At 59.6% G+C, this 12,491-nt stretch carries 14 protein-coding genes and 2 pseudogenes; 11 read left to right on the top strand and 5 right to left on the bottom strand.

All coding sequences use genetic code 11. The features are described 5' to 3' along the window. Window positions 1–27: 27 nt before the first annotated feature. From tssE to tssC, 3 genes are read right to left on the bottom strand one after another with little or no spacing between them, the layout of a single operon-like run. Window positions 28–450 (bottom strand): type VI secretion system baseplate subunit TssE, encoded by a 423-nt coding sequence (gene tssE / locus ACLBKS_RS03245; RefSeq protein ID WP_410191347.1) that lies wholly within the window; start codon window positions 448–450, stop codon window positions 28–30. A gap of 13 nt (window positions 451–463) precedes the next feature. Beyond that, window positions 464–1,087, bottom strand: coding sequence for a type VI secretion system tube protein Hcp (locus tag ACLBKS_RS03240; RefSeq protein WP_410191346.1), 624 nt, complete (start codon window positions 1,085–1,087; stop codon window positions 464–466). Between the two features lie 53 nt (window positions 1,088–1,140). Beyond that, a complete protein-coding gene (tssC, locus tag ACLBKS_RS03235) occupies window positions 1,141–3,111 on the bottom strand; it encodes a type VI secretion system contractile sheath large subunit (RefSeq protein ID WP_410191345.1) in 1,971 nt (656 codons plus the stop codon). Between tssC and ACLBKS_RS03230 the strand changes: the two genes are divergently transcribed. From ACLBKS_RS03230 to ACLBKS_RS03185, 10 genes and pseudogenes are all read left to right on the top strand, one after another. Then, window positions 3,094–3,462 (top strand): hypothetical protein, encoded by a 369-nt coding sequence (locus tag ACLBKS_RS03230; RefSeq protein WP_410191344.1) that lies wholly within the window; start codon window positions 3,094–3,096, stop codon window positions 3,460–3,462. The two genes, tssC and ACLBKS_RS03230, sit on opposite strands and share 18 nt — an antisense overlap. Before the next feature lie 240 nt (window positions 3,463–3,702). Further along, window positions 3,703–4,698, top strand: coding sequence for a hypothetical protein (locus ACLBKS_RS03225; protein ID WP_410191343.1), 996 nt, complete (start codon window positions 3,703–3,705; stop codon window positions 4,696–4,698). A gap of 23 nt (window positions 4,699–4,721) precedes the next feature. Next, on the top strand, window positions 4,722–4,871 hold the full coding sequence (locus ACLBKS_RS03220) for a hypothetical protein (protein WP_410191342.1): 150 nt from the start codon (window positions 4,722–4,724) through the stop codon (window positions 4,869–4,871). Window positions 4,872–5,078: 207 nt separating this feature from the next. Beyond that, the gene (locus ACLBKS_RS03215; RefSeq protein WP_410191341.1) at window positions 5,079–5,963 is read left to right on the top strand and encodes a GNAT family N-acetyltransferase; all 885 of its coding nucleotides are present in this window, start codon (window positions 5,079–5,081) and stop codon (window positions 5,961–5,963) included. 10 nt (window positions 5,964–5,973) lie between these two features. Then, entirely contained in the window at window positions 5,974–6,984 is a 1,011-nt protein-coding gene (locus ACLBKS_RS03210) for a hypothetical protein (protein WP_410191340.1), read from the top strand. Window positions 6,985–7,269: 285 nt separating this feature from the next. Then, window positions 7,270–7,848: pseudogene (locus ACLBKS_RS03205) on the top strand (IS5 family transposase); the annotation flags it as partial. Between the two features lie 19 nt (window positions 7,849–7,867). Further along, window positions 7,868–8,299, top strand: coding sequence for a hypothetical protein (locus ACLBKS_RS03200; protein ID WP_410191339.1), 432 nt, complete (start codon window positions 7,868–7,870; stop codon window positions 8,297–8,299). A gap of 64 nt (window positions 8,300–8,363) precedes the next feature. Then, a pseudogene (locus ACLBKS_RS03195) lies at window positions 8,364–9,338 on the top strand (IS5 family transposase). A gap of 155 nt (window positions 9,339–9,493) precedes the next feature. Continuing rightward, entirely contained in the window at window positions 9,494–9,874 is a 381-nt protein-coding gene (locus ACLBKS_RS03190) for a hypothetical protein (RefSeq protein ID WP_410191338.1), read from the top strand. 163 nt (window positions 9,875–10,037) lie between these two features. Continuing rightward, a complete protein-coding gene (locus ACLBKS_RS03185) occupies window positions 10,038–10,187 on the top strand; it encodes a transposase (protein WP_410191337.1) in 150 nt (49 codons plus the stop codon). A 113-nt stretch (window positions 10,188–10,300) separates the two neighbouring features. Here the strand turns inward: ACLBKS_RS03185 and ACLBKS_RS03180 are convergent, their stop codons facing one another. Then, window positions 10,301–10,732 carry a hypothetical protein gene (locus ACLBKS_RS03180; protein ID WP_410191336.1) on the bottom strand — a complete coding sequence of 144 codons (432 nt, stop codon included), beginning with the start codon at window positions 10,730–10,732 and terminating at the stop codon, window positions 10,301–10,303. Between the two features lie 286 nt (window positions 10,733–11,018). Then, window positions 11,019–11,942, bottom strand: a complete 924-nt coding sequence (locus ACLBKS_RS03175) for a LysR family transcriptional regulator (protein ID WP_410191335.1) — start codon at window positions 11,940–11,942, stop codon at window positions 11,019–11,021. A gap of 132 nt (window positions 11,943–12,074) precedes the next feature. On the opposite strand from ACLBKS_RS03175, the gene ACLBKS_RS03170 reads away from it, so the two are divergent. Continuing rightward, window positions 12,075–12,473, top strand: a complete 399-nt coding sequence (locus ACLBKS_RS03170) for a tautomerase family protein (RefSeq protein ID WP_410191334.1) — start codon at window positions 12,075–12,077, stop codon at window positions 12,471–12,473. Window positions 12,474–12,491: the final 18 nt, after the last annotated feature.

The raw sequence follows: 12,491 nt of genomic DNA, 5'->3' as shown, positions 1-12,491 counted from the left end.
CGATTCACCGTTCACTGGCAGAGGCCATCAGGAACCTGTGGCGCGCACTTCTCGCACGTCCCGCGGGCCGGGCTCGTACTCGAAACGCACGTTCTGATCGGCATCGTTCGCGGCCAATTGCCCCGAAACCACCACGGTGAAGGGCGTGAGCGACTGGCCCGTGGCTTGCAGCTCCACCTGCACCTGGGTCAGCCGGGGCTCGTGCCGCTGGATCAGCTGCTTAAGTCGCTCCACATAGCGTTTCAGCTGTGAGCCGCCCTTGCCCAAGGTGGGCAAAGCGGGCAAGGCAATGTCCAGCAAGCCGCGCATTTCTTGTTCGGCGCGCCAGTCGCGTGAGCCGACAAGCCATTGGATCTGGCTGCGAACGGCCTCGCGCAACTGCTCCCCCGACTCTGTCGGGCGCGCGCGCCCGTGCCCCTGCGCGTTGAGGCGCTCGAACAAGTACTGCATGAGGCCCCCGCAATCAGGTGAACTGACCGATGGGCGCGTTGCGCGCCAGACTCCACCCCGAGGACATGACCCCACCCGCCGTGGTGTCGGCGTTCTGCACGGTGTAAGTCCAAAGAATCTCCGTGAAGTTGATCTTGAACTGCTCGGTCGGCATGTCGTTGGGATTGGTCTGGAACTGGATCTCACTGATCATGGCGTCACGCAGGGCCATGGTGATGATGTTGGCCGTGGTGGTGCCGGAGTTGCGCAACACATACAGCATGGTGGGCGCCGCTGCACCCGCCCCCAAGGGCAGCGCGCGCAGGCAGCGGTCAAACAGCAAGACCGAACTCTTGTCCACGTACTTCACGCAAGTGAATTCCGTGATGACAGGCCGTCCAGATGTGCGCGCCGAGTTAGAGACATCGGTGGTCATCTGCTGTTTCATGCCCTGATGCACGGACACCAGCTCAATGTAGCCACCGGGGCGTAGCGCAACGCCAATGTTGGCGCCTCCAGCAAACACAGGATCTGGCGGACCTGGCCAGACATTTCCTGGTTTGACACTGTTGCTCGGATCCAGCAGGCTGCCGCCCGTGGTCCAGCTGTTGGTCGACAACATCTTATCGTCGCCCGGCTGCAAGATGATCAAATCCATGTTGAATAACCTTTAAGAAATTTGCTTCGTTGGATGGAACGCGAAACGGCCGATCAACCCGGTAGTTCCGCCACCAGACGGATGGACGTGGTCAACTCTTCCAGCTGAAAGTGGGGGCGCAGGAACATCGTGGCCTTGTAGGTGCCGGGCTTGCCCGGCACATCGATGACGTTGACCTTGGCCGCGCTGAGCGGGTAGGCCGCCTTCACGTCCTGGGTAGCCCCTTCGTCCAAGAGCACGTACTGCGACACCCAGGCGTTGAGGTAACTTTCCACGCTGGCCCGCGTCATGAACGAGCCCACTTTTTCGCGCATGATCACCTTCACGTAATGGGCAAAGCGCGATGCCGCGAGCACATAGGGCAGCATGGCGGAGATCTGCGCGTTGGCGTTGGCAGGGTCCGACATGAACTTCCTGGGCAAGTTCGTGGTCTGTCCGCCGAAGAAGGCCGCCTTGTTGGTGCCCTTGCAATGGCAGATGGCCATGAAGCCCAAGTCATTGAGTTCTTTTTCGCGGCGGTCCGTGATGGCGACCTGGGTCGGGCAGATCATGGCTACGTCACCGTCGTCACTCTTGTAGGTGTAGACCGGCAAACCCGTCACCAAACCGCCGCCTTCAACGCCACGAATCGCCGCCGTCCAGCCATACACGGCAAATGCATGGGTGATGCGCTCCGCCAAGATGAACGCGGCATTGCCCCAGAGGAATTTGCTCGCGTCGTTCAGACCCACGTCTTCTTGATAGTTCACACCTTCACAGGGCACTTTCTCCGGGTCATAGGGAAGACGCAGCAGCACGCGCGGCAGGGCCAGCGTAACGTAGCGCGAATCCTCGCTTTCTCGGAAGCCCTTCCATGAGGCCAGCTCGACGCTTTCGAAAATCTTCTGCAAGTCGCGCGGGCGGGTCAGCTCTTCAAACGTGCTCAAGTCAAACAGCTTGGCGTAGGCTGCGGAGACAAAGGGCGCATGGCCCGCAGCGGCCACTTCCGAGATCCTGTTCAGCAAGGTAATGTCATCATTGCTGCGCCCAAACTCGTAGTCCCCCACCAGCATGCTGAAGGGCGTGCCGCCGTAGGTGCCGTACTCCGCCTCGTAGATCATCTTGAACAGGCCGCTCTGGTCAAACTCGACCGCCTTGGTCAAGTCGTCCAGCAAGTCCTTCTTGCTGGCGTTGAGCACGCGCAACTTCAGCAAGGGCCCGGTCTCGGTGCGCATGACCAGATAGTTGAAACCACGCCAGGTGGCTTCCAGGCGCTGGAAGCCGGGTGAATGCATCACCACGTCCAGCTGCAAACCGAGCGCGTGGTCGATCACCGCCACGCGGCTGTCGATCAAGGCGCCAAAGCCGTTCTGATGCGCCTCTTTCAGCTCCGCGGCCACGTCCACGGCGAACTGCCCGAGCAAGCCCATGAAGGTCTTCAAGGCACCGCCTTCAAGGGCCATGCCCTTCTCGCCCGTCAGATCGGCGACCTTGCCAGCGGGGGCCACGTCTTCCCAGGTCTTGGGCTCCGCTTTGGCGTCGAACAGGCCCACCAGCTCCGTGCGAGCGGCGGTACCGTCTTCCGACATGGCGCACACGAGATCGAGGTAACGCGCCAGAGGCTCCGAAATCTCCGCCTTGGACTGCAAGAAGCGCAGCCGCGCGCGGCCGTCGTACATCGAACTCATGACGCCGACTTGGCGGATCACGCGCACGGGCGTGAAGTCGTCCATGTGCTTGAAGGTCAGGGTGCCGGTGAGGTTGCCCTCCCCGCCCGGCATCACGTTGGCGCACCCCGCCAGCTTGAGCTGCGGGCTGATGCTCTCCAACACCTTGTTGAAATTGTCCCGGTCAATCTCGACCAGCTTGCGGTCCTTGAGCGGTGGCAAGGGCTCGGGCAGAAAGTCGCCCGACAGCTCGGCCAAGATGCCGACAATGAAAGCCAGCTCCTTTTTTTCGAGGGCGCCGCCCGTTTCCACGTCGTACGTGATCTTCACTCGCGGGGGTCGCACCCGCGTCAGTTTGTCTTGAATGCTACCCAGCATGTATGCGCTCCTGAGCAAGTAACTCATGCGCCGATGCCAGGCAGTGCCAAGACAAAGGCGCGTCGTCGCTCAAGGGTGGATTGGCAACAAGCCACCTTTGAGGTTGGCTTGATTACTCAAGACGCGTGCCAGCTCTGGATATTCACTTATGTCATTGATTTTTCTCAAAAAATTTCCGACGCCTTTTCACACAAGGAGTATTTTTTCCTACCGTTTCATATGTACTGTTATCCGAAAAATTCACTACCAAGAATGATGCTTTTTTGCTTTGAAGAACAGGAGTTTTTTTTCTTGGATGGATTTATTTTTCCGGGGGTTCTTCATGTGAAAAAAAAACGTCTTTCGACTTAGCATTTATCCATATTCATGGAACAGCATTTCCATGGGCCCAAGCCGGAAGCAACGTCGAATGGACAATAACCATGACCATCGACGTCTGCGGAATGACATTGAGATTGGCCGGGAACCCGGCGTGCAAGGAGGCAATGCGCCATGAGTCAGGTACGACGCGGCAAGCCCGCAGCCGCAGCCGCAGCGGCAACGGCAACGGCAGCGGCAGCAGAGTCGGTCCCGAAGGACGTTCGGGCTGAGGTGGACGATCTGTTCGCCTCACTCAACCAAAAACATAGGCCGGCCACCAGCTACACCGTGAAGGTGGCCGATCGAGGACGCTTCGGCCCCTTGCTGGCGCCGCCTAGTCAACACAAGCCTGGCCCCCTCACGAGCGGGGACTACGAGTCCGGTTACCTCTCCGACGAGGGCGAGAAACTGCGTAGCGCCATCCGGAAAGTCGCCAAGGACACCCAGCCACCCAACCCTAAAAAAGGCAAGGCTCCGCGTGGGGGCACCGATGAGCCACCGCCCGCCAAGCGGCAAGCAACAAAGCGCAGTCGTAGCGGCAAGGAAATTGTGACAGGAGCGGAACAGGAGACCAGCTATTACGGCACTCCTGTGAACTTCCGGGTGGACTTCACCCAGTCGGGCAGTGGTGAGTACGTGCCCCATGCCCGCATTCTGGTCGGCAGCAGTGACATCAGTACTAAGGATGCCGCCCAGGTCGCCACGGATATAGCGCGGGAAAATACCTCCGGGGCGAAGGATTTCGTCCTAGGATTCAACCCGGTTTTTTCCTTTGGCAGCGTCTCGACTCCCGCACGCAGGGGACGTAAACCCCACCGGACGGAAACGCCACCTGAGCGCACGCGGAGCGCCTCTCATAGCGCAGGCCTGCAGATGCGCGCCCTCGTGCGCGGCAGCAACGTCTTCAGCCCCAACGATGCGCCAGTGCTGGATGGTTACCAGATGTCCCAGGTGCGCACGCCCCAGGATGTGTCCTTGCTGTTCCACGACCCTGCCTTCAACACCGGGCGCATGGGCAGCCAAAATTCATCGCAAGCGGCCACGGCCGAATTCAACGCCTTCGAGGAGTTCGTCGCAACCCGCAAGACCAGCGCCAGCCACAAAACCCGCGCCGGCACGGATCTGGACCAGGTGCCCGCCATCCGCAAGGCAAGCGCCATCAACGCGTCTTTCCCAAAAGAAACGCCATTATTCGACATCGAAAAATTGCGGCCAAAAAAGAATTAACCCCCTTCGATTAAACCCAACCCATGATGCAAAACCGTGCCTATGAATTCGCCGATGTGCCGGTCGACTTCATGCAGCAGCACACCAAGGCGGCGGATTTTTCCAAGGAGCTGCGCGATCACTTCGCCCTCCCCTGCCCGCAAGACACGCCCCATTTCCTCGAGTTGATGTAGGACACGGACATGCACAGGCACCCTGATTCCCGCTGTGACCGCCTACCAGGCCAAGTACGTGCAAAAAACCCGGTAAATACAGCAAGCTGCACTGTGCAAGCCGCTTCAGCGCTGCATGCCGCTCCGCCACTGGGCCACTTGCCATCGCCGGAGGCGCGTAGCGCCTACCTTTCGGTGCTGAACGCGGCTTTGGCACAACGTGGGGAAATGCGCTCCTCTGCTGAAATTTTGGAAGCTTTGTTCCACGACAGCCTGACAGTGCGCCATTGGCCCCTGGCACGCCGCGTCGGTGCAGCCCTGGCGATGCGGCGGCACTTGAGCATGGATCAGCGCCTGGGTCTGGCCCAGGCCTATCTGCAAGGAGGTGATCCGTCCGGAGCGTCGGCGCTGTTGGTGGCGGGCATGTTGGCCGTGCCAGCGGACGCGGCTCTGGCTACGGCCCACGCTCACTTGGCGAACCTGGTTCGCTGGCGAGCCGAGGCCGGTGCCGTGCTGGGGGCGCATTGGGGTGAGGACGAATTAAACCTGGAACCCCTGGCCCACCACCACGCCGAGGATTTCGCTTGGCAGTACCACGACCCGCAAATCGCCGAACGCTGCTGCCTGCCACACTTCCAGTCGGCAGACCAATGGCATGCTTGGCTGCGCGATTGCTACGCCTGGGGTGACCAGTGGCTAGGCGCGGTGGTGCACCGGGATTGGGGCTTCATCGGCAGCGTGAGCCTGATCCGTCACTGCGACCTAGGATTCTTCTACTACTGGCTGGGGCCGTATTTCCAGGGCCGGGGCTACGGCGTGCGCGCAGTGGCGTTGCTGCTGCGCTGGGCCGCTGCGCGTCATGGCCTGTCCGCCTGCTACGCCAAGGTTTATGCCGACAACATCGCCTCCCGGCGCGCTCTGGGAAAACTTGGCTTCGATGACATCCAGGTGGCCGTGGCGGGTTCGGCGCGAGAGGAAATGTTCTATCGATGCGGTGCGCCAGTGGCGCGGGCGACTCTGGCCGAGGAACTGCACGGCCTGCTCGACGCCATGGCTTCAGAGGCCCGCCCCGCACTGCTGTTGCAGCCACGCCATGGTTTGCTTTGGTCATAAGGAGGTCGCCATGAACAATTCCCGCCCCACGACGCCCGGTGAATTTCGTGCCCTGGAATGGCAGGCCGAAGCCCAGCGCCTGAAGTCGGCAGCTTTGCCGGGCAGCCTAGACACGGCCAATGATGCCCCCGGAAATTGGGGGGGGGGGCAGAAGAGAGCGCGGCTGCTACTCGCGAGAAGATCCACCAGCGAGCCCGTGAGAAGAGCCCTGCAGGCCGGCGATAGCGAGCCAAATGACATCTTCAAATGGGGGCATTACAACGAGGCTATTGGCCTCGACGAGATGCACACCAGCGGCGTTTTCCAGCTCAGCGCCGGGCAGACACCCACAGACGTTTCTGCCATGTACCACCGCCCTTTCAATTCTCACGAGCACGTCCGTTACTCCCAACAGGAACGCGACAGGTTCAGCCGTAAGGCCGATGGCATCACCACCCGCCAAGGCAGCGGCCAGACTTCCTATCTGGAGATCAAAAGCGGCAGGAATGTGCCAGATCGGGACGTGGATGAAATTCACGATTACGCCCATTCCAATCCGAATAAGGGGCGCCACCTTACCCTGATGTCCATGTCCACCTACAGAGAGACCGAGCCGAAGTTGTTCGAGCTGGGCCGGAAAGTACAGGGCGATTTTTCCCGGCAGCGCGAACAGGCCATCGACCAGCGCCTGGGGCGTAACCAGAACATCAACCAAGCGGTGCGGGGCTTGCAGACACGCCAAGTGTTCGCCCGTAGCGACGATATGCCGCAGGGTCACGTGGCGCCGATAAAGCTGATGCCCTACGCCCTCGCGCGCAATCCAGAGCCTCTCAACGAGATGATCAAGGGTCACCTTATTCAGAGTCAGCAGATGGAGCGGGACGAGATGATCAAGGGTCAACTTATTCAGAGCCAGCAGATGGAGCGGGGCCAGGCCAACACCGAGTATTTCAAGAAGTGGATCGGATTCAAACGACTCCAGCCTATGCCTCTAGCCCAGAACGCAGCATTTCAGTTGGCGCGCAAAAACAGCAAGCTTTAATTATTTATTCTTATGGACTGAATCGGAATTCTCTCGATCAACGGAGACAAATTCAGTAGATAAATTCAAGTCGGTATCTCAAAAATAGTTTTTCGGGCAGGCGCTTCTCTCGGATCGAGACTTACACCGAAAAGTCTCTCAACTACCGATGAATCCAATGTCTTTGTCACAAATGAACGTCTGAACAAGTGCACAAATCTTGCGTGCTGATCTCAATCGATCTAAGGAGCAAGAGCGACGAGTGAGATCAGTTTTGCGGACGCGGAGCAAGCGGGCAAGAGAAATATGACGCGGCGCGAGGTGTTTCTGGACGAGATGGAGCTGGTGGTGCCGTGGAAGGACTTGCTCAAAGTGATCGAGCCGCACTACCCGGTGGCGGGCCGTGGACGTTGCCCTTACGCACTGGAATCGATGCTACGGGTGCACCTGATGCAGAACCGGTTCACGCTGAGCGATCCGGGGATGGAAGAAGCCCTGTACGAGATTGCCTCGGTGCGTGTCTTCGCGGGCCTGGACCTTCAGGCGATCCCGGACGAGACGACGATTCTGAACTTTCGCCACCTGCTCCAAGAGAATGACCTGGCCAAGGACATCTTCAAGCAGATCAACGCGCACTTGGCGCGCAAGGGTCTGCTGCTCAAGAAAGGCTCCATCGTGGACGCCACGATCATCGCGGCGCCGAGTTCGACGAAGAATGCCGAGAGGGAGCGCGACCCGCAGATGCCCCAGACGAAGAAGGGCAATCAGTGGCAATTCGGGATGAAGGCGCACATTGGGGTGGATGCGGACTCTGGGCTGGTGCGCACGGTGTCGACGACGGTAGCTAACGAAGCGGGCGCTAATCTACTTAATACTACTTTTTACACGTGAAGGTAACTGCATGATGAACGAAGATGAATTCACTCAAAAAGCACGAGAGATCTATTCGAACAACAGAAGTTATACCGCCGCACGCAATGCCGGAAATGAAGAAGGTATGCGCCATTTTGGGCAACTTCTAGGTATTAATGAAGACCGCCATATGTCGCGTTCTCCTGATTCTTCCAGTACCAGCAATTCCGAATTGAGAGCCGCATTAGCGCCTCTTATTCCGCAACGAGAAATGAACCAAGGAACTCCTGTAAGTAGTCCGAGAAGCAGCATCACGCGTATGCCGCCCGTAGATATTGCGAACAGTCACAAGCGAGATCAAAAACCGGCGTGGAATTACTCGACGCGAGTTGAGCAGCCATTGTCGGCGACAGCGACCGGACTCAACACCCGGGAAAACAGCACGAAATTGACCGGGAAAATCGGATCAAAACACTGGAATTAGGGAAGGTCTGAACAAGTGCACGAATCTTGCGTGTTGATATGAATCGATCCAAGGAGCAAGAGCGATGAGTCAGATCAGTTTTGCCGACGCAAAGCAAACAGGCAAGAGGAAGAAGACACGGCGCGAGGTGTTTCTGGCCGAGATGGAGCTGGTGGCGCCGTGGAGGACCTGCTCAAGGTGATCGAGCCAAACTACCCGGTGGCGGGCCGTGGACGTCGCCTCTACGCGCTGGAATCGATGCTAAGGGCACACCTGATGCAGAACTGTTTCACCCTGAGCGATCCTGCGATGGAAGAGGCCCTGTACGAGATTGCCTCCATGAGTGCGTTCGCCGGGCTGGAACTCGAGGCCATCCCTGACGAGACAACGATCCTGAACTTTCGCCACCTGCTCGAAGAGAATGCCCTGGCGGAGGACATCTTCAAGCAGGTCAACGCACACCTAGCGCGCAAGGGCTTACTGCTGAAGAAGGGCTTGATCTTGGACGCCACTATGATCGCGGCGACGAGTTCGTCGAAGAATGCCCCGGGGGGAGCGAGACCCGGAAATGCACCAGACGAAGAAGGGCAATCAGTGGCACTTCGGGAAGATGGCGCACATCGGGGTGGATGCGGACTCTGGGCTGGTGCACACGGTGACGACGACGGCGGCCAACGAAGCGGACGTGGAACAAGTAGTTGATCTGCTCCATGGCAAGGAGGAGCAGGTTTGGGCGGATTCGGGCTACCGGGGTGCGCCAGCGAGAGTGCCGCATGTGCAGTGGCACATTGCAGCGCGGCCCAGTGACATGGCCAAGCTGCCCGATGGCAGGCGCAAGGCCAAAGCCAAGAAGCAAGAGCATCGCAAGGCCAGTGTGCGGGCCGAGGTGGAGCACCCGTGTCGGGTGATCAAATGCCAGTTCGGATTGGGCAAGGTGAGATTCAAGGGCTTTGCCAAGAACACGGCGCACGTGATCACGCTGTTTGCGCTGTCCAATCTGTGGATGGCGCGCAAGCAGCTGATAGCGATGATGGGAGTGGTCCGTGTGCAGGGGGCGTAGGCCCTCGCAGCGGGTGCCTGATGGCACCACGGCGACCTTCGACTCGCTGCCCATGCTGGATCGCTTGGCTTGCTGATCGCCCAGCAGTTGATTTTACGACTTGTTCAGACGTTCCTTAGCATCGGCAATTCTTATTTTTTGAATATTATTTTTTTATGCCTCATTCGTCGTCAGGTTTACTTACTGATTCGCCATCAGCTTATACAGGTATCCCATTTGATGACGTTGCAAAAAAATATGGGTATACGCCTTCCAAGAAGGAGGAAGTGGTTAAGCCTCCTCAGCAGTTTCTTACTCATCCTCTGTTTGGGGTTCACCACCATTCATTCCATTGGAACATGCTGTCAAAAGTTTTTGCCGGCTTTCAGAATATGGATGTACCTCCACCTGTTTGGGTTGCGAAACAATATTTAAATTTGCCTGGTCCACCAACAAGCATTAAAGAAGTAGGTTGGACCGCTGCAGCTTACGCTACTGTCTATGCCCATAACTTAATTCACGAGGGCAAATCATCCTCAAAAAAGCCCACCTCATAAATTGTCTGACCTGCAGCCTGCCATCCGTACCAAGGCAATAGAGAAGAAGCCGCGTAACCGAGAGGAAGCGCGATGCACAAATGCAGATTCACAGACGAGCAAGTCATCGTGTCTATCAAGCAGGCCGATGCTGGCATGAGCTTCGCGGATCTTTGCCGCCGAGATGCGGTCCAGTTTTGCGACTTTCTACAAATGGCGGGCCAAGTTCGGTGGCATGGAAGCTAGCGACGTCAAGCGGCTGCGAGAGCTGGAAGCTGAGAACTGCGGCTCAAGAAGTTGCTGGCCGAGGCCGTGCTGGACAGCGAGGCGCTGAAAGTGGCCTTCGGCGTAAAGCGCTGAGCCCACTGGCGAAGCGACACGCGGTGGGCACGATGTTGGAAGGTCCTTCGATGATTGGTAGGGAATCTGGCGGCAGGTCAACCCGCCTCACACCCCACGCCCACGCGCATGCCCCCCATGATGCATCGGCGGCTGCCCACTGACCACCGCCTCCCGATCCGGGCCCAGGTGCAGGCGCGCCTTGACGCCCTGGGCAAGGTCGCGCCGCCCCTGCGGTGTGGCTTCCAACCCGCCGCGCAGCAGGTCGTTGATGAAGGGCGCGAGCAGCGGTTGCAGGGCCGCTTGATGCCTTGGCGGCAGGGGGGCGAACACGGTGCCGCTCATCTCGCGTCGGGGTGAGCATTGGTTCATGGCCCACTGTTCCAGGATGCGTTCACGCGGGTTGCCGTGGCCTGAATACGGCACGCCGATGGCTGTGCGCACGCGGCCCTGGGCGTCGCCTTGGCGGATCAGGCTGACCATGTGGCGCTCGTCGCGCATGGCCATGTGGAACGGCAGTGAACTGAACTGAGGCCTCATGACCCATCTCCGGGGATAAGCACAAACGCGAACCGCGACAAGCGATTCCTTGACCACCCACGTCACCATGCAGTCCAAGGTGGCGAGCGTATACAGGGCATCTGGGCTCTGCCGCATGGTAACGGCTTTTCGGTCACGATTTTTGCCGATGCGCCGCCGCAAGTTCGGGCCATCAAGGCGCTGGCGTAGCCCGCATGAAGCGAACCTGATGAGCACGCTTTTCAGGCGCGCTCAGACGCGTTTCATGCGCGTTTCATGCGTGTTTCAGTCGCGTTGAAGCTGCCGTTCAAACCCGCTCCAAAGCCCAACGATCGCGCGAGGCCCGCACCAGAAAATCGATCACGGCCTTGACCCGGGCCGCATTGCGCCGACCAGGTGAAGCAACCGCGTAGAGGGTGTGCACCGTGCCCGAGGCGAAGGACTCCAGCACCTCCACCAGGCGGCCACGCGCCACGTCGGCCGAGGCCAAGGGCCTGGACAACATGCCGATGCCCGCGCCGTTGACCAGGGCGTGGTGTACGAGCGCCGAGCTGCTGGCGGCCAGCCGGGCTTGGACGGTCAACTCCAGGCGCTTGCCTTGCTTGCGAAAGACCCAGGTGGCCGCCGGACCTTGGGAGGTGTGCGTCACGGTCTGGTGCTGTTGCAATTCGCTGGGGTCGGCGGGCGTGCCGTGCTCCTGCAAATAGGCGGGTGAAGCGTAGAGGCGCCGCTGGAACTGGCCCAACTCCCGGGCCACGACCAATTCGCTGTTGCCCACCGTGGTGCGCAAGGCCACGTCGATGCCTTCGGTCACCAAGTCGGCCACGCGGTCATCGGCCAGCAATTCGATGCGCAAGGCGGGATGGCGCGCTTGCAGGTCCGCCAGATGCGGCAGCACCAGTTCTTCGCAAATCTCCTGGCTGGAAGCCAGCCGCAGGGTGCCGGCCACGCGGCTGCGCTGATCGGTCAGCGATGCGGAGACGTCTTCCAACCGTGCGAGCACGGCGCGTGCCTCTTGCGCGAGTTCGGCGCCTTCGGGGGTGGCGGACAAGCCATGGGTGGAACGGCGCAGCAGCTTGACGCCGTAACCCGCTTCCAGGCGGTCGATGCCGCGCGTCACCACGGACACCACGACGTTCTGTTCGCGCGCGGCGGCTGAGAACGAACGCAAGTCCAGCGAGCGCACCAGCCAGCGCAAATCCGAGGGGTCGGGCAGGAAGTGTTTCGTCATCAGGAAGATCAGGCAATCAGAGCATCCACGGGCCTTTGCGCCGCGCGCAAAAGCGATTATCGCCACGGGTGATTTCCGGCTGGTGATCCCGTTCCTACAGTGAAGGCCTCTTCAACACCCAGGAGCCTTTTCATGCCCATCCTCAACGTACAAGTGTCGGCCCAGCGCAGCGACGCGCTCTCGCAAGGCATCACCGAAACCCTGCTGGATCTGACCTCACGGATACTGGGCAAGCGGCGCGAACTGACGGCGGTGGTGATCCACTACGTGGACCCGCGCGACTGGTTCGTCGCGGGTCAGTCGCTGGCGCAATTGAAGAAGGCCAGCGTCTACTTCGACGTCAAAGTGACTGACGAGACCAACACCAAGGACGAGAAGGCGCGCTACATCGCCGAGGCGTTTGCAGCGTTCCAGAGGCTGCTGGGAGACCTGCACCCCGAGAGCTATGTCTATGTGCAAGATGTACGCGCCACCGCCTATGGCTACGGCGGGCTGACGCAGGAACACCGCTACCAACACCCGAATCCGTGAATGGTGTCAAGCGAGCGG

The organism is Hylemonella sp. W303a (assembly GCF_046452315.1).
GTDB lineage: Bacteria > Pseudomonadota > Gammaproteobacteria > Burkholderiales > Burkholderiaceae_C > Hylemonella.
Note: the sequence above shows the minus strand (reverse complement) of the source record. Positions and strands in the feature narration are given on the sequence as shown.